We start from the raw sequence: 14,763 nt of genomic DNA, 5'->3' as shown, positions 1-14,763 counted from the left end.
CTTCACAGTAAGCGTTCTGTCCACATTCGCCGACCGATCCGCACCGCGCTCGCAGTGCTCGCGGTCGCCGCAGTACCGGCGGGAGCGGTCGCTGTTCCGGCGATCGCCAGTACGACGGCGCCGGCGAGGGTCAACTGCTCGACCGACTGGGGGTCGTTGCCGGAGGCAAAGAGCATGGTGAGCACCTCCACGTTGAAGGCGATGCGGACGGGCCGGCACGCCTGTTTCGACCGTGTCGTCTTCGATCTCTCGGGGAAGCCGACGGCGTACAGCGTGCACTACACCTCGAACGTCTTCCGCGCCGGAGCCGGTCACCTCGTCCCGCTCCGTGGGGGCGCCAAGCTCGAGATCATGCTCGGCGTGCAGGAGATGGACGCAGCCGGCCACTGGGCTTTCGAGCCGCGCGAGACCGACGTGACCGGCTACCGGACCTTCCGGCAGATCGAGTACGCCGGGAGCACCGAGGGTGCGGCCTGGGTCGGGCTCGGAGTCCGCGCCCGGCTGCCGTTCCGCGTCTTCACCCTCGCCGGCCCGGGCTCCGGCAGCCGGATCGTCGTCGACGTCGCGCACACCTGGTAGAGACACCTAGTTGACCGGGAGCACGCGGCGCCAGCCTTCGCTCACGAGGGTGGGGGTCATGCCGACGGACAGGTAGAGGCCGAGGGCCGGGGTCGGGTTGTTGGTGTCGACGTTGAGGATGGTGCCGGCGCGGCCTTCGTCCGCGTCGGCGGCGAAGGCGTCCCGGAGCAGGAACTTCGCCAGACCTCGCCCGCGGAACTCCTCGAGTACGCCGAGAACGCGGATGTACCCGCAGTTCTCGGTCTCGACGTGGTCGTCGTCGCACAGGCGGATCGCGACCGCGCGCCCGTCGATCTCGAGCAGGGTGACCTGGGACCAGTCGAACGTGGACGTGGCATCGAGGTACTCGACCCACTCCTCGTGCGGGCGGACGACGTAGCCGAACTGGCCGCGAAGGCACTCGATGATGACCTCGTGCGCGGTCCGGCGAGTGACATCGTCGAAGGCTCCGCGCCGGACCACCACCCCGGCCGGCACCGCCGGGGCGGCGACCGGGTCGGTGTGATCGATCCGCATCCGGTGGTACGTCGCACTCGCAGTGAAATCGTGATCGGACAGCAGTGCCCGCTGTGCTTCGTCGGCGCGATAGATGTCGGTGTCGACGGTGATCTCGGTATGGCCGCTCTCGCGCCCCATCTCCCGAGCGCGGTGCATCGTCCGCTCGAACAGCCAATCGGCGACCGCCGGCTGCTGCGACCACACCTGGATCCCGACGACCTGCCGGTCGCCCTTGCCGAACGTGGTGCCGTATCCCACCGGCAGACTGTCGCCGGCGAGCACCAGGAAGCCGTCGGTGCCGCGCTCGAAACCCGGCTCGACGATACGGTCGGCGACTTCCTCCACCGTCCCGTCCGCGAATCCGATCAAGCGCGTGTTGTAGGCCGCAAGCATGTCGAACAATGCCTCGGCGTCGGTCGGCTCAGGTGCCCGCACGGTGTAGCCGTGCGGCAGTACAGCAGTTGTATCCACACCTCACAGTGGTCTAGTCCCACTACATAATCCAGTGCTCGGCAGAGCTGATCAGAGCAGATCGGCGTCGTGGATGCGGTTGGCGATCTGCACGCGGTTGGTGGCTTCGAGCTTCACCATGATGCGCGAGACGTGCGCCTTGACGGTGGCCATGCTCAGGTAGAGCTCTTCGGCGATCTGCGCGTTGACCTTGCCTTCGCCGACCGCGATGGCCACCTCGCGTTCGCGGTCGGTGAGGGTATCGGCCAACGACCGTGCTCGGATGACCTGCTGGGTGTCCGGCTCATCGTCACCCAGCCGGGCGATCAGCTGTGCGGTCACGCTGGGGGAGAGCGTGTGGTCGCCCGCGGCGACCTTGTGCACCGCCTCGACGATCTCCGCGGGTGGCGTGTGTTTGAGCAAGAACCCGCTGGCTCCGCCGCGGAGTGCCCGCAGTACGTAGTCGTCGGCGTCGAACGTCGTCAGCACGATCACTTTGGGCGGTGCCGGTCGACCCATCAGCCGGGCGAGGGCTTCGAGGCCGTCGAGTCGTGGCATCCGGATGTCCATCAGTACGACGTCTGGCGCCACCCGCGCGACGAGTTCGAGCCCGGACTCGCCGTCGTCTGCTTCGCCGGCCAGTTCGATCGTGGCGTCGTCACGCAGAATCATCGCAAGTGCGGTGCGCACCAACGCGTCGTCGTCGATGATCACGACCCGGACCGACTCACCGGCAGGATTCGTCATGCCGGCCACGGCAGCCAGGCGCGGACCACGAAGACTCCGTCGGAGCTCAGGTGCTCGAGGCGGCCACCGATCAGCTCGGCGCGCTCGGTCAGTCCGAGCAGGCCGAGACCAGAGCCGGGCGTCGCGCTCACTGTGGAGCCGAGCCGCAGCGGGTTGCGTACCTCGAGCATCAGCTGCCCACCCGCTCGACCGCTGAGCGTCACGTCGACCGCGGTGTCCGGTGCGTGCTTGCGAGCATTCGTCAAGCTCTCCTGGATCATCCGGTACGCGCCGCGCCCGAGCGCGTCGGGCGTCTCCGCCAGGTTGCCGACCTGGTTGTGCAACCGGACTCTCGTGCCGGATCCGATGGCCTCCTGGACCAGCGCCGGAAGGTCGGCCAGCGTCGGTTGCGGACGTTCGGGTGATGGATCGGTTTCGAGCGTACGCAGAACTCCGAGGATCGCGTGCAGGTCCTGCAGAGCGAGGTGGGCGCTCTTGCGAGTGATGGCGGCCGCTCGGGCCACCTCGGCTTCGCTCAGCCCTCGGCAGTACTCCAGCGCGCCCGCGTGCAACGCCACGAGCGACAGTCGATGGGCCAGTGCGTCGTGCATTTCACGGGCGATCCGGGCCCGCTCGGTGGCCTGCGCCTGCGCGACCCGCAGGCTCTGCTCCCGTTCCGCGCGGTCGGCGCGTTCCCGCAGGGTGGCCAGCAGGTCGCGACGGGCGCCGATGTACATGCCGGGAGCGATCACGGCGCTCACGAAGACGACCGTGAACAAGAGCGAGAAGAGCAGCGAATCGTCGGCACCGGGATGGGTCTCGAAGAAGACGATCGAGGCGATGAACCCCACCACGGCGACCGGTACGATCTCGCGCCACCGCCGGCGAGTGGCCAAGGACACCGTGGTGACGACCACCGCCCCCGACGCGGCCGTGGAGAAGGAGCCGAAGACATTGACGATCAGGGCAACGATCAGCGGACTGCGCCGTCTCCAGCGCATCAGAACCACGCTGACGGCTCCGAGCAGCAGATCGATGGCCCAGAGCGCACGGACCTCCCCGACGTACGTGGTGTAGTAGCTCGCGATCCAGAAGCCGGCGCCGGTGATGATGGCGAAGCTGTAGCGCCACGTCGACTGCCAGCGGCTCAGCGGAGGTGGTGGCGCGGCTTGGATGGCGTCCACCTGGCCCACGGTACGGGAGGTGCGTGGTTCAGGGCAGGGACCGCGGTCCGGCCCGACCCCTACCGCGGACTGCACAGGTCTATCCCGTGGTTTGCGGTCATGGCACTGCGGCCGATGTGCCGGTCCGGTGCTCAGGCCCAGGCTCGACCTCATGATCACAGTCGAAGAACTCAGCAAGCGCTACGGCGCACACCAATCCGTCGACCGCGTGTCCTTCCGGGCGCGGCCCGGATCCGTGACCGGCTTCCTCGGTCCCAACGGGGCCGGCAAGTCGACCACGATGCGCATGATGACCGGCCTGACCCCGCCGTCCGCCGGTCGCAGCACCATCCTCGGCGTCCCGTACGCCGACCTCCCCAACCCGGGCAGGCACGTCGGGGTCCTCCTCGACGCCTCCGCGCAGCACACCGGGCGGACCGGGCGCGAGATCCTTCGCCTCGGCGCCACCGTCATGGGCCTTCGCCGCCAACGGGTGGACGAGATGCTCGGACTCGTCGGCCTGTCCGGCGACGAGGGCGACCGCCGGGTCGGCAACTACTCCCTCGGCATGCGCCAACGGCTCGGCATCGCACACGCCCTGCTCGGCGACCCGCAGGTGCTGATCCTCGACGAGCCCGCCAACGGACTCGACCCGGCCGGCATCCACTGGATGCGCGGGCTGCTCAAGAGTTTCGCCGACCGAGGCGGAACGGTCCTGCTGTCCTCGCACCTCCTGCACGAGATCGAGGTCATCGCCGACCACCTCGTCGTCATCGGTCGCGGTGTCATCGTCGCCGATGGCAGCAAGGCGGAACTCTTGAACGCCGCTGGCACCCTTGTCCGCGGCCTGGAACCGGACGCCTTGGCACGCTGCCTCGACATCGCCGGTTACACCTACCGAACCACCCCGGACGGCGCGTACGTCGTGGAGGCCACCCGCGAGCAGATCGCCACGGCCACCGCACACCACGGCGTCGTCGTCACCGAGTTGCGTGGCGCGGACGGCGCCGGACTCGAGGACATGTTCCTGCAGCTCACCGCTGACGACGCACGAGAGAAGGTCACCGCATGAGTACCGCGACCCACCCAGCACCGTTCCACCTCGAAGTGTCACCAGATCCCGGCGTCACGCCCGTACCCTTCAGCCGTCTGCTGCGCGTCGAACTGCGCAAGCTCGTCGACACCCGGGCCGGCTTCTGGCTGCTCACCGCCATCGGTCTCATCACGGTCGCCGTCATCGTCGTGTTCCTGTTCGTCGCCGATCCGGACCAACTGACGTTCCTGAACTTCATCGGCGCGACGGCAACCCCGCAGAGCATCCTGCTCCCGGTGCTCGGCATCCTCGCGGTCACCGCGGAGTGGAGCCAGCGCACCGGCCTGGTCACCTTCACCCTCGAGCCGAGCAGGATCCGCGTCGCCGTCGCCAAACTGGTCGCCGTGACCCTGGTCGGTCTGCTCGCCGTGGTTGTGGCACTCGGCGTCGCAGCCCTCAGCAACCTGGCCGGCATGGCGTTCATGGACGGCGCGGGCACCTGGAACGTCGGAGCAGCCAACGTCCGCGACTTCTTCGCCGTGCAGCTGATCGGCATCCTGCAGGGCTTCGCCTTCGGAATGCTGCTGATGAACACCGCGGCCGCCATCGTGTTGTACTACGTGATCCCGATCGCGTGGAGTGTGCTCTTCTCGATGGTGGGCGCTCTCGAGAACGCCGCGCCCTGGCTCGACCTCAACACCGCCATGGCACCGGCCTTCGAACAGCAGACGTTCCACGGTGACGACTGGGCGCACCTCGCGGTCGCCGGGACGATCTGGGTGCTCCTGCCCCTCGCCCTCGGTCTCCTACGGCTACTCCACCGCGAGGTGAAATCCGCCTGAACCCGGACGCCCCTGGTTGCGGGTCCGCCCCGCGCACTCCCCTCCAGTGGGCGGGGCGCGCCGCATGCGCCCCAGGCTGGTCACCATCCTCTGGAGCGCCGCTGCTGTCAAACGGCACGCTAATTGTCGCCGCCGCCGTATCCGCCCCCGTCGAAGCCGCCGTCGTGAGCACCTCCGTCGTGACCGCCGTGACCGCCGCCGTCGTGCCCGCCCATGCCGTGCCCGCCGCCCCCGCCCCAGCTCTCGCCCCAGCCGCTGTGGGCGTCGGTTGGGCCGGCGAAGCCCGCCAAGGCGATGTACGTCGCGCCTCCTCCCGCTCCGGCGAAGTAGCCCAGGCCGTACGGCGCGAACGCCCGGCCGGCCTCCCAGTACGGGACCTGGCGGGAGTCGAGTTTCACGTAGCGGATCTCAGGTTGCGCACCGGCGCCCACACGAGCCGCGTCCTGCGCACACGCCGGCACCGTGCGAGTCCCGCGCCGCGGTTGCGTCCACACGACATCGGTGGTCGACGGCCCGTGCTGCGGATTGAAGAAACACGGAACTCGTCGCTCGGGTACGTCGACGCCGGCCACCCGGGCACGAACACATGTCATGGCGTAACGCCCGGTGGCCAGCGTGTCGGTAATCGTGCTGATCGCATCGGCCGTCTTCAGTTCCTTGACGGCCGATTGCGCGGATTCGTAGGCATCCAGCGCCGTTTGGTAATCACGTCGCGTCGCAGCGTCGAGTTCATGCCCTTCGACATCCACCCCCAGCCGCGACAATTCCTCGCCGAGCAGGGTGATGTCCTCTTCGGCGACTTTCCTGATCTGCAGCACATCGGCCGCATCCGCCCGCCGCGCCGCCCGCCGGTCCCACAGGCGGCGCCCGCCAACCGCAATTACCCCACCCAGGGCCACAAGCAAAAGCCACTCCATCCACCGACAATACGCCCGAATCCACCACCGCCGGATAGTCAGTGGGGGAGTGACTTGGCCAGGCCTTCGAGGATGAGGGTGAGGCCGAAGTCGAATTCGTCGGCGAAGTCGTAGGTGGTCTTGAAGTAATAGCCGGTGGCCATTTCGACGAGGTGCGGATAGTCGCCGGCGGTGAAGTGCTTCATGATCGAGTCGGCGACGGGGGCCACGGTGTCGGGGCCCTCGAACGGCAGGCCGGCCTCCTGGAGTGCGAAGCCGTACGTGTAGCTGTCGATCAGGGCGTACGCGTGCGCGGTCATCTCCAGTGAGAAGCCCGCCGCGCGCAGGGTGGCGATGACCGCGTCGTGGTGGCGCAGCGTCGCCGGGCCGGGGGTGGTCCGGGACTCCAGGAGCCCGATCGCCCACCGATGCCGCCGCAGCACCTGACGGGCCGACGCGGCGCGCCGGCGCAGCTCCGCCTGCCAGTCGCCGTCGGCCGCCGGGAGCTCGATCTCGCTGAAGACCACGTCGACGATGCCGTCGAGGATCTCCTCCTTGTTGGCCACGTGGTAGTAGACCGACATCGGCTTGGCGCCGAGCTCGAGGGCCAGCGAGCGGATCGTGAGCGCCCCGATCCCGCCCGCGTCGGCGACCTCGACGGCGGCCCGCAGCACCCGCTCCCGGCTGAGCCGGAGCCGTTCCCGTGGCTTGTCAGGCGATTCCATCCCCGGACCATAGCAGTTTCGTACAAAGTACGGTACAGTTGCCGTACTAAGTACGAAAGGGGAGGGTCATGACCATGCGAGCGATCGTCCAGGACCGGTACGGCGATGCCGGCGTCCTGCGCCAGGACCAGATCGCCATTCCGCGGATCACCGGCAACGAGGTCCTCGTCCGGGTGCACGCGGCCGGTGTCGACCGCGGGACCTGGCACCTGATGACGGGTACGCCGTACCTCCTCCGCCTCGCGTTCGGACTGCGCGGACCGAGGAACCCGGTCCTGGGCCGGGATGTCGCCGGCGTGGTCGAGGCCGTCGGCCCGACAGTGACCGCGTTCAAGGCCGGCGACGAGGTGTACGGCGTCGCGCCCGGCTCCTTCGCCGAGTACGCCGTCGCCCGCGAGGACAAGCTCGCCCGGAAGCCGGCCAACCTCTCCTTCGAACAGGCCGCCGTGGTCCCGATCTCAGCGCTCACCGCCCTGGACGCACTCACCATCGGCCGGATCAAGGCCGGTCAGCACGTACTGATCACCGGGGCATCCGGCGGCGTCGGCAGCTACGCCGTCCAACTGGCGAAGGCCTTCGGTGCGGAGGTCACCGGCGTGGCCAGCACGCAGAAGCTGGACCTGGTGCGATCGCTCGGCGCCGATCATGTCATCGACTACACCCAGGATGACTTCGCCGCGACAGGCAACCGCTACGACCTGATCATCGACATCGCCGGCAACCCGACGCTGTCCCGGCTGCGGCGCGCCCTCACCGCCACCGGGACGGCCGTCATCACCGGTGGTGAGGACGGCGGCGGCCTGACCGGTGGCATGAACCGGCAGTTGCGCGGCCTGATCCTGTCGCTGTTCGTGCGGCAGCGGATCACCATGTTCGTCAACAAGGAGAGCGGCAGCGACCTGGTCCGGCTGACGGAGCTGATCGAGGCCGGCAAGGTGACGCCGAGCGTCGACCGTACGTACCCACTCGACCAGGCCGCGGACGCGCTCCGCCACCTCGCCGAAGGCAAGGTCCGGGGAAAGGTCGCCATAGCGATCTGACCCCGGGATAAAGTCCCGTGCCATGGAGAGTTCGGGGGATGCCGCCGGGGCGGACCTTCACCTGGATCTGGCCGCGGCCCGGGGACGCAACGAGCTGGTCCGGGCGTTGCACGAGTCGATCCGGACCGGACGCCTGCCCGCCGGGACCCGGCTGCCGTCGTCGCGGTCGCTGGCCAAGGATCTCGGCATCGCCCGCAACACGGTGGCCGACGCGTACGGACAGCTTGTCGCCGAGGGCTGGCTCACCGCCCGCCAAGGGTCCGGCACCGTCGTCGCCAACCGCGCCAGCACCCCACCGGCGCCGATCATGTCGTTGCCGCAGGCAAAGAACTTCCGCTACGACCTGACGCCCGGCTCACCGGATGTGGCGACCTTTCCGCGCGGGGAGTGGCTGACCGCGGCGCGGAGGGCGTTGACCGTTGCGCCCAACGAGGCATTCGGGCTGGGGGATCCGCGCGGCCGGATCGAGCTGCGGCGGATGCTTGCCGACTACCTCGCCCGGGCGCGGGGGGTCCGGGCCGATCCCGAGCGGATCCTGATCTGCTCCGGGTACGTGCAGGCAGTGAGTCTGCTGAGTGAAGTGGTCAAGGCGCTCGGCGGTACGACGATAGCGGTGGAGGAGTTCGGCTACAGCCTGCACCGGGACGTGATCCAGGCGCGTGGCTTGGAGGTCGCCGCCGTGCCGGTCGATGAGCTGGGTGCACAGCCATCACAGCTCACAGGTCAAGGTGTCTTGCTCACACCGGCCCACCAGATGCCGACGGGCGTGCCGCTCGCGCCAGAGCGTCGTACGGCGGCAGTCGAATGGGCTCGCGATGCGGGAGCGGTGCTGATCGAGGACGACTACGACGGTGAGTTCCGGTACGACCGGCAGGCGGTGGGTGCGCTGCAGGCCTTGGACCCCGAGCGGGTCGTGTACACGGGGACGGCGAGCAAGAGTCTCGCGCCGGGCCTCCGACTCGCTTGGATGGTGTTGCCGCAGCGACTGATCGAGCCGGTGATCGCAGCCAAGCGGACCGCGGACTTCCAGACCGCGACGCTCGACCAGCTGACGCTCGCGGAATTCATTGCCTCCGGCCACTACGACCGGCACGTACGGCGCTCCCGCCTGCACTACCGCCGACGTCGCGATCGTTTGGTCGAACTGCTCGCCGTCCGGGCCCCCGACGTCAAGGTCGCCGGTATCTCGGCCGGCCTGCACGTCCTCCTCGACGTACCCGCCGACGCCGACGACATCGTCACCCGCGCCGCCCGCCAGGGCCTCGGCCTCGCCACCCTCAGCAACTACCACGTCAACCCCACCCGATCCACCCGCCAGGCAGTCATCGTCGGCTACGGCACCCCGCCCGACCACGCCTACCCCGGCGCCCTCGATCTCCTCTGCCAGGTCCTAGGCGTCTAGCGCGTTCGCCAGGGCGCGGATGTCGGCCGGGCCGACCCGGCAGCAGCCGCCGACGTACGTCGCTCCCGCCGCGAGCCACCCGGATGCGAGAGTCGTGGGGTCGGCGGGGTCGCCCGTCCAGCGGCGCCCGCCCGCATCCCACGACTCCCCGCTGTTGGGGTAGGCGATCGCGGGTTTGCCGGTGACCGCGACGGCCGTCTCGACGGCGGCCTGGACGTCGTCCGGGGTGCAGCAGTTGATGCCTACAGCAACCACTTGAGAGATGGCGGCGGTGGCGAACGCGTCGGGCAAGGGTTGTCCGGCTCGGGTGTGCGAGCCCGCGATCGAGTACGAGAACCACGCCGGGAAGTTCAACTCGCGCACAAGCTCGACCAGCACTTCGGCTTCGTCCACATCAGGGATTGTCTCGATCGCGAGCAGATCGGGGCCGGCGTCGATCAGCAACTCCAGTCGCGGTCCGTGGAAATCACGCAGCACAGCAGGGCTCACGCCGTACCGGCCGCGATACTCCGACCCGTCCGCGAGCATCGCGCCGTACGGTCCCACCGAAGCGGCCACCAGCCTGTCGCCGCCGAACTCGTCGCGCACCCCGCGCGCGATCCGCACGCTGTCACCGATCAGCCGTTCCGCCTCAGCCCGCGACACCCCGGCGCGCTCGAAGCCGACCACACTCGCCTGATAGCTGGCCGTCGTAGCCACCATCGCCCCGGCCTCGTAGTACGCGCGATGCACCGCTGCAATCTCCGCCGGTGCGTCCCTCAGCAACCGCGCCGACCACAACGCATCCGAGAGGTCGTGCCCCCGATCCTCGAGGGCGTTCGACAGACCGCCGTCGAGGATGATCGGCCGGTCAGACACCTTGGACAAGCTCGAAGACCTCATCTGCGCAGCCCCACGACAGGGTGACGCCGGAGCCGCCGTGGCCGTAGCAATGGATGATGGGTTCGCCGGCGCGAGTACGGACGAGTTCGCAGCGGATCGTGGGACGCGCGGGACGAAGGCCGACGCGCTGGTGCAGGATCTTCGCCTTACGGAGTTGGGGAACGAGCTCGGCGGCGCGCGTGAGGATCTGGTCGCTGATCTCGGGGTCGACGGCCAGATTCCAGTCGCCGGGCTGGCTCGTGCCTCCGACGACGACGTCCTTCTCGCGCGGGACGACGTACGTCAGTTCGTGCGGGGCGCGGTCCGCGATCAGCCACTCGCTCAGACCGCACTGCTCGACCGTCATCACCTGGCCGCGGACCGGCGTCACGGTCGGGTCGCCGGCGGTCAGCCGGGCGCCGAGGCCGGTGCAGTTGATCACGAGGTCGGCCGCGGTCGGCAGGGCGGACAGCGCCGAGCGGGTCAGCGTCCCGCCGGCCGACTCGAGCCGCTTGACCAGCGCCTGCAGGTAGACCGGCATATCGACCACCGGCGAGGTGAACGACCACCCGTCGGCGAACCCGGTGGGCGGCGACGGCACCCGGGCCAGATCAGGCAGTACCTCGGCCCAGCGCGGATCCGGCGTCCGTTCGACCAGGAACTCGCGCCCGTGCTGCATCCGCACCGACGGCTCGAGCTCCGCCAGCTTCGCGAACTCCTCGTACGTCGTCCTGGACCAGGCGGTGACGCGGTCCTCGGGCGCCGACAGGTACGGGTACCACAGCGCGGCCGCCACCGCCGACGTCGTCTCCAGCGGCAGATCGCGCGCGAACACCGCCACCTCGTACCCACCCTCGGCGAGCCGGACCGCACAACTGAGCCCGATCACGCCGGCACCCACCACGATCACGCGCATTCACACATTGTGACGCGTCGGTCAGTGCAGGTCGACCGCCAGCGAGTAGAACCGGGTGATCTGGGTCGCGCCGTTGTTGTCGTCCGACATCAGATACAGCTGCCGCCGCCCACCCGGAAGCAGTCCACCCGCTCGGAAGTCGCGAGGATGGTCCGGTCGCCTCGCTCGACGACCAGCCCTTCACCGTCGAAGTCGGCACCGTTGTACGGCGTACCGTCCGGTCGGCGCAGGATCGTCATCCCGTCGACACTCACCGACGTCGGCTTGCTGTTGATCTTGAGATCGAACACCCGGGCCGGCGTGGTCGCGACGTTGTCCACCAGCGCGACCGCACTGTGCCGACCGGTCACGTTGATCGCGGACAGTCCAGCCACCGGTGTTCCGGACTCCTAGATCGAGACGACAACCCGATCGAAACCTATCCCGCGCAACGCCAGGTGAACATCAACGCACCAAACAGGGCCGTTTCGGGTCGAAACTCCAGCCGTCGATCAGGTATTGCATGGCGATCGCGTCGTCGCGGGCCCCGAGGCCGTGGCGTAGATAGAGCTCGTGGGCTGCGGCCAGAGCTTCGTGGTTCAGTTCGACGCCGAGACCCGGACGAGTGGGTACGGCGATCTCGCCGCCGACGATCTGCAGTGGCTCCTTGGTCAGCGCCTGGCCGTCCTGCCAGATCCAGTGCGTGTCGAGGGCGGTGATGTCGCCGGGCGCGGCCGCGCCGACCTGGGTGAACATCGCGAGCGAGATGTCGAAGTGATTGTTCGAGTGCGAACCCCAGGTCAGCCCGAAGTCGTTGCACAACTGCGCGACCCGGACCGATCCGGCCATCGTCCAGAAGTGCGGATCCGCCAGCGGGATGTCGACCGCGTCGATCCGGATGGCGTGCGCCAGTTCGCGCCAGTCGGTCGCGATCATGTTCGTCGCCGTCCGCAGCCCGGTCGCCCGCTTGAACTCGGCCATCGTCTCCCGACCGGAGAATCCGGGCTCGGCGCCGCACGGATCCTCGACGTACGCGAGTACGTCGTCCAGCCCCGAGCACACCGCGATCGCCTCGCGGACCAGCCAGGCGCCGTTCGGATCAACGGTGATCCGTGCGGATGGGAACCGTCTGGACAGCGCGCGTACGGCGTCGATCTCGACGTGAGCGTCGAAGACGCCGCCCTTCAGCTTGAAGTCCGCGAACCCGTACCGCTCCTGAGCCGCCTCCGCGAGCGCGACGACCGCGTCGGGGGTCAACGCCGGCTGCCGCCGCAACTGCGACCACCGATCCGGACCGTTGTCGTCCGTCGGATACGGCAGGTCGGTGCGCGCCGGATCGCCGACGTAGAAGAGGTAACCGAGCACCGGCACGGCCGAGCGCTGCTGTCCCTCGCCCAACAGCTCAGCGACCGGTACGCCGAGGTGTTGGCCCAACAGGTCGAGGAGTGCCGACTCAAGCCCGGTCACCGCGTGAACCGTCGTACGCAAGTCGAAGGTCTGTAGGCCCCGGCCACCGGAGTCGCGGTCCGCAAAGTCCTGACTGACCTGCCGCAGCAGTTGGCGATGGCGGGCGATCTCCTGGCCTTGCAGGTGCGCTGCGGCCTCGCGGATGGTGGACGCGATCTTCTCGCCGCCAGGGACCTCGCCGAGACCGGTGTTGCCGGAGTTGTCGGTCACGATCACCACGTTGCGGGTGAAGAACGGTCCGTGCGCGCCGCTCAGGTTGAGCAGCATGCTGTCGTACCCGGCGACGGGCACGACCTCGACGGACGCGATCATCGGGGTCACTTGATCTTGCCGATCAGGTCGGTCAGCTGAGCCAGCTCTTCCGTGCTCAGGTCCTGGAGTGGCGGACGGACCGGACCGGCGGAGCGGCCGATCGCGGTCACGCCGGCCTTCACGATCGAGACGGCGTACCCCTTCGTCCGGTCGCGGATGTCCAGGTAGGGCAGGACGAACTCGTTCAGCTTGCGGTAGACGGCGTCACGGTCCTGGGTGAGCACGTCGGCGTAGAAGCCGAGCGCGAACTCCGGCACGAAGTTGAAGATCGCCGACGAGTACGTGCTCACGCCGAGCTGCAGCAACGGCAGCGCGAACGTCTCGGCCGTCGGCAGGCCGCCGATGTACGTGAGCCGATCGCCGACCCGCGCGTACGTGCGGGTCATCATCTCGATGTTGCCGACGCCGTCCTTCAGGCAGACCAGGTTCGGGTTGCGGTCGGCGAGCGCGGCGACGGTGACGTCGGTCAGGATCGCGTTCGCGCGACTGTAGACGGTGACTCCGAGGCTGGTACTGCGGCAGACGGCCGACACGTGCTCGATCAAACCACGCTGACCCGCCTCGGTCAGGTACGGCGGCAACAGGAGCACACCGTCCGCGCCGGCTGACTCCGCGGCCTGGGCCTGGGCGATCGCGGTCGCCGTACCGCCGGTGGCGGGCGCGATCACCGGAACCTTGCCGTTCACCTCGGACACCGCCGTCCGCACGACGGTGTCGATCTCCGCCGAGGTGAGTGAGAAGCCCTCGCCGGTGCCACCCGCGGCGAACAGGCCGGCGACGTCGTACTGGCTCAGCCAGGACAGGTGCTCGCGGTAGCCGGCCTCGTGGAAGCTCAGGTCAGGGTTGAAGTGCGTGACCGGGAAGGACAGCAGTCCGGTCTTGAGCTGAGCGGCCAGTTCGGCGGGGGAGTAGTGGGTCACGTGCAGCAGCGTAGGAACCATTGTGGATACCTGTCCAAGAGCATTTTTGGATCTAGTGATGCTCGGAGAGCATCAAACATCACCCGCCTCCGGCGGGGGAAGGGGCGGGAGCATCGCGAGCACCCGGTGCACGACTGGGTTGGTGGTGTCGCGGTTCCAGATTGCGTGGAGTTCTACGGGCTCACCCGGTACGCCGACGTCGCAGTACGTCACTCCCTCAACGCCGAGGCTGCGCGCCGAGGCGGGGACGAGGGCGACCCCGCGACCGGCCGCGACCAGCAGGATCACGGTGAGGATCTGCTGGACCCGCTGCTCGATCCGGGGATGGGCGTCGGCCAGGAACCGGACCGTCAGTTCGTGGAAGTAGCGCGCCTGGGTCGGGGAGTAGCTGATCACCTGTTCGCCGGCGAAGTCGGCCGGGGTGAGCGGCCGGCCGAGCAGCGCGAGCCGATGGTTGCCCGGGACAACGGCACACAGCGGCTCGCGGAACACGATGCGCGAGTCGAGCACCCGGGTATCGAACGGCGGCCGGCCCAGCCCGAGATCCAGCTCACCGCGGAGCAGACCGTCGATCTGTCCGGGCGTCACCCGTTCATGCAGGATCACGTCGACACCGGGCAACTCCTCGGACATCCGCCGGAGCAAGGGCCCGAGAGTACGGATCGCCGAGGTGGCGGTGAAACCCAGGCGCAGCGTCCCGGCCGCGCCCTGGTCGACCCGGCGGGCCAGATCGCCCGCGGTCTCGACCAGCGCGAGCAGGCGGCGCGCCTCGGTCAGGAACGCCTGGCCCGCTTCGGTGAGCGCCACCCGGCGGTTGTCCCGCTCGAGCAACTGGACGCCCACGGCGCGTTCGAGCTTCTGCACCTGCCGGCTCAACGGCGGCTGGGTCATGTTCAGTCGCTCGGCGGCACGGCCGAAGTGAAGTTCCTCGGCGACGGCCACGAAGGCGCTCAA

General features: G+C 68.9%; 17 protein-coding genes. 5 read left to right on the top strand and 12 right to left on the bottom strand.

What is annotated here, in order from left to right:
• Positions 1 to 2 precede the first annotated feature (2 nt).
• Positions 3 to 176, bottom strand: coding sequence for a hypothetical protein (locus AB0E63_RS30540; RefSeq protein ID WP_360373939.1), 174 nt, complete (start codon positions 174 to 176; stop codon positions 3 to 5).
• Between AB0E63_RS30540 and AB0E63_RS30535 the strand changes: the two genes are divergently transcribed.
• Positions 175 to 579 carry a hypothetical protein gene (locus AB0E63_RS30535; RefSeq protein WP_360373936.1) on the top strand — a complete coding sequence of 135 codons (405 nt, stop codon included), beginning with the start codon at positions 175 to 177 and terminating at the stop codon, positions 577 to 579. The genes AB0E63_RS30540 and AB0E63_RS30535 overlap by 2 nt on opposite strands.
• Before the next feature lie 6 nt (positions 580 to 585).
• On the opposite strand, the gene AB0E63_RS30530 is transcribed toward AB0E63_RS30535, so the two are convergent.
• Genes AB0E63_RS30530 through AB0E63_RS30520 form a run of 3 tightly spaced genes read right to left on the bottom strand, consistent with a single transcriptional unit; the run spans position 586 to position 3,437 of the window.
• Positions 586 to 1,548 carry a GNAT family N-acetyltransferase gene (locus tag AB0E63_RS30530; protein WP_360373933.1) on the bottom strand — a complete coding sequence of 321 codons (963 nt, stop codon included), beginning with the start codon at positions 1,546 to 1,548 and terminating at the stop codon, positions 586 to 588.
• 51 nt (positions 1,549 to 1,599) lie between these two features.
• Positions 1,600 to 2,274, bottom strand: coding sequence for a response regulator transcription factor (locus tag AB0E63_RS30525; protein ID WP_360373930.1), 675 nt, complete (start codon positions 2,272 to 2,274; stop codon positions 1,600 to 1,602).
• Entirely contained in the window at positions 2,271 to 3,437 is a 1,167-nt protein-coding gene (locus tag AB0E63_RS30520) for a histidine kinase (RefSeq protein WP_360373928.1), read from the bottom strand. The genes AB0E63_RS30525 and AB0E63_RS30520 overlap by 4 nt, the downstream gene beginning before the upstream one ends.
• Before the next feature lie 151 nt (positions 3,438 to 3,588).
• On the opposite strand from AB0E63_RS30520, the gene AB0E63_RS30515 reads away from it, so the two are divergent.
• Positions 3,589 to 4,488 carry an ABC transporter ATP-binding protein gene (locus tag AB0E63_RS30515; RefSeq protein WP_360373925.1) on the top strand — a complete coding sequence of 300 codons (900 nt, stop codon included), beginning with the start codon at positions 3,589 to 3,591 and terminating at the stop codon, positions 4,486 to 4,488.
• On the top strand, positions 4,485 to 5,291 hold the full coding sequence (locus AB0E63_RS30510; protein WP_360373922.1) for an ABC transporter permease: 807 nt from the start codon (positions 4,485 to 4,487) through the stop codon (positions 5,289 to 5,291). The genes AB0E63_RS30515 and AB0E63_RS30510 overlap by 4 nt, the downstream gene beginning before the upstream one ends.
• Before the next feature lie 119 nt (positions 5,292 to 5,410).
• Here AB0E63_RS30510 and AB0E63_RS30505 read toward each other — a convergent pair whose 3' ends face one another.
• Both AB0E63_RS30505 and AB0E63_RS30500 read right to left on the bottom strand, forming a co-directional pair.
• Complete coding sequence (locus AB0E63_RS30505) at positions 5,411 to 6,208, bottom strand: hypothetical protein (RefSeq protein WP_360373919.1); 798 nt, start codon at positions 6,206 to 6,208, stop codon at positions 5,411 to 5,413.
• A gap of 38 nt (positions 6,209 to 6,246) precedes the next feature.
• A complete protein-coding gene (locus AB0E63_RS30500; protein WP_360373916.1) occupies positions 6,247 to 6,912 on the bottom strand; it encodes a TetR/AcrR family transcriptional regulator C-terminal domain-containing protein in 666 nt (221 codons plus the stop codon).
• A 68-nt stretch (positions 6,913 to 6,980) separates the two neighbouring features.
• Between AB0E63_RS30500 and AB0E63_RS30495 the strand changes: the two genes are divergently transcribed.
• Entirely contained in the window at positions 6,981 to 7,952 is a 972-nt protein-coding gene (locus AB0E63_RS30495; protein WP_360373914.1) for an NAD(P)-dependent alcohol dehydrogenase, read from the top strand.
• A 22-nt stretch (positions 7,953 to 7,974) separates the two neighbouring features.
• Positions 7,975 to 9,354, top strand: coding sequence for a PLP-dependent aminotransferase family protein (locus AB0E63_RS30490; RefSeq protein WP_360373911.1), 1,380 nt, complete (start codon positions 7,975 to 7,977; stop codon positions 9,352 to 9,354).
• On the opposite strand, the gene mmuM is transcribed toward AB0E63_RS30490, so the two are convergent.
• The 6 genes from mmuM to AB0E63_RS30460 form a co-directional block, all read right to left on the bottom strand.
• Positions 9,343 to 10,212 carry a homocysteine S-methyltransferase gene (mmuM, locus tag AB0E63_RS30485; RefSeq protein WP_360373909.1) on the bottom strand — a complete coding sequence of 290 codons (870 nt, stop codon included), beginning with the start codon at positions 10,210 to 10,212 and terminating at the stop codon, positions 9,343 to 9,345. The two genes, AB0E63_RS30490 and mmuM, sit on opposite strands and share 12 nt — an antisense overlap.
• Positions 10,205 to 11,131: an FAD-dependent oxidoreductase gene (locus tag AB0E63_RS30480; protein ID WP_360373906.1), complete on the bottom strand. Its 927-nt coding sequence runs from the start codon at positions 11,129 to 11,131 to the stop codon at positions 10,205 to 10,207. The genes mmuM and AB0E63_RS30480 overlap by 8 nt, the downstream gene beginning before the upstream one ends.
• An 89-nt stretch (positions 11,132 to 11,220) precedes the next feature.
• Positions 11,221 to 11,505: an esterase-like activity of phytase family protein gene (locus tag AB0E63_RS30475; protein WP_360373903.1), complete on the bottom strand. Its 285-nt coding sequence runs from the start codon at positions 11,503 to 11,505 to the stop codon at positions 11,221 to 11,223.
• A gap of 70 nt (positions 11,506 to 11,575) precedes the next feature.
• The gene (locus tag AB0E63_RS30470) at positions 11,576 to 12,889 is read right to left on the bottom strand and encodes an enolase C-terminal domain-like protein (protein ID WP_360373900.1); all 1,314 of its coding nucleotides are present in this window, start codon (positions 12,887 to 12,889) and stop codon (positions 11,576 to 11,578) included.
• Positions 12,890 to 12,894: 5 nt separating this feature from the next.
• Complete coding sequence (kdgD, locus tag AB0E63_RS30465; protein WP_360373897.1) at positions 12,895 to 13,809, bottom strand: 5-dehydro-4-deoxyglucarate dehydratase; 915 nt, start codon at positions 13,807 to 13,809, stop codon at positions 12,895 to 12,897.
• A 72-nt stretch (positions 13,810 to 13,881) separates the two neighbouring features.
• The gene (locus AB0E63_RS30460; RefSeq protein WP_360373894.1) at positions 13,882 to 14,763 is read right to left on the bottom strand and encodes a LysR family transcriptional regulator; all 882 of its coding nucleotides are present in this window, start codon (positions 14,761 to 14,763) and stop codon (positions 13,882 to 13,884) included.

Source organism: Kribbella sp. NPDC026596, from assembly GCF_040638415.1.
GTDB lineage: Bacteria > Actinomycetota > Actinomycetes > Propionibacteriales > Kribbellaceae > Kribbella.
Note: the sequence above shows the minus strand (reverse complement) of the source record. Positions and strands in the feature narration are given on the sequence as shown.

Bases quoted from the DNA above. Each gene is read 5' to 3' on its own strand.
- AB0E63_RS30535 (WP_360373936.1), top strand. From the start codon at position 175: ATGGTGAGCACCTCCACGTTGAAGGCGATGCGGACGGGCCGGCACGCC.
- AB0E63_RS30540 (WP_360373939.1), bottom strand. From the start codon at position 176: ATGCTCTTTGCCTCCGGCAACGACCCCCAGTCGGTCGAGCAGTTGACC.
- AB0E63_RS30525 (WP_360373930.1), bottom strand. From the start codon at position 2,274: ATGACGAATCCTGCCGGTGAGTCGGTCCGGGTCGTGATCATCGACGAC.
- AB0E63_RS30515 (WP_360373925.1), top strand. From the start codon at position 3,589: ATGATCACAGTCGAAGAACTCAGCAAGCGCTACGGCGCACACCAATCC.
- AB0E63_RS30510 (WP_360373922.1), top strand. From the start codon at position 4,485: ATGAGTACCGCGACCCACCCAGCACCGTTCCACCTCGAAGTGTCACCA.
- AB0E63_RS30505 (WP_360373919.1), bottom strand. From the start codon at position 6,208: ATGGAGTGGCTTTTGCTTGTGGCCCTGGGTGGGGTAATTGCGGTTGGC.
- AB0E63_RS30500 (WP_360373916.1), bottom strand. From the start codon at position 6,912: ATGGAATCGCCTGACAAGCCACGGGAACGGCTCCGGCTCAGCCGGGAG.
- AB0E63_RS30495 (WP_360373914.1), top strand. From the start codon at position 6,981: ATGACCATGCGAGCGATCGTCCAGGACCGGTACGGCGATGCCGGCGTC.
- AB0E63_RS30490 (WP_360373911.1), top strand. From the start codon at position 7,975: ATGGAGAGTTCGGGGGATGCCGCCGGGGCGGACCTTCACCTGGATCTG.
- AB0E63_RS30480 (WP_360373906.1), bottom strand. From the start codon at position 11,131: ATGCGCGTGATCGTGGTGGGTGCCGGCGTGATCGGGCTCAGTTGTGCG.
- AB0E63_RS30470 (WP_360373900.1), bottom strand. From the start codon at position 12,889: ATGATCGCGTCCGTCGAGGTCGTGCCCGTCGCCGGGTACGACAGCATG.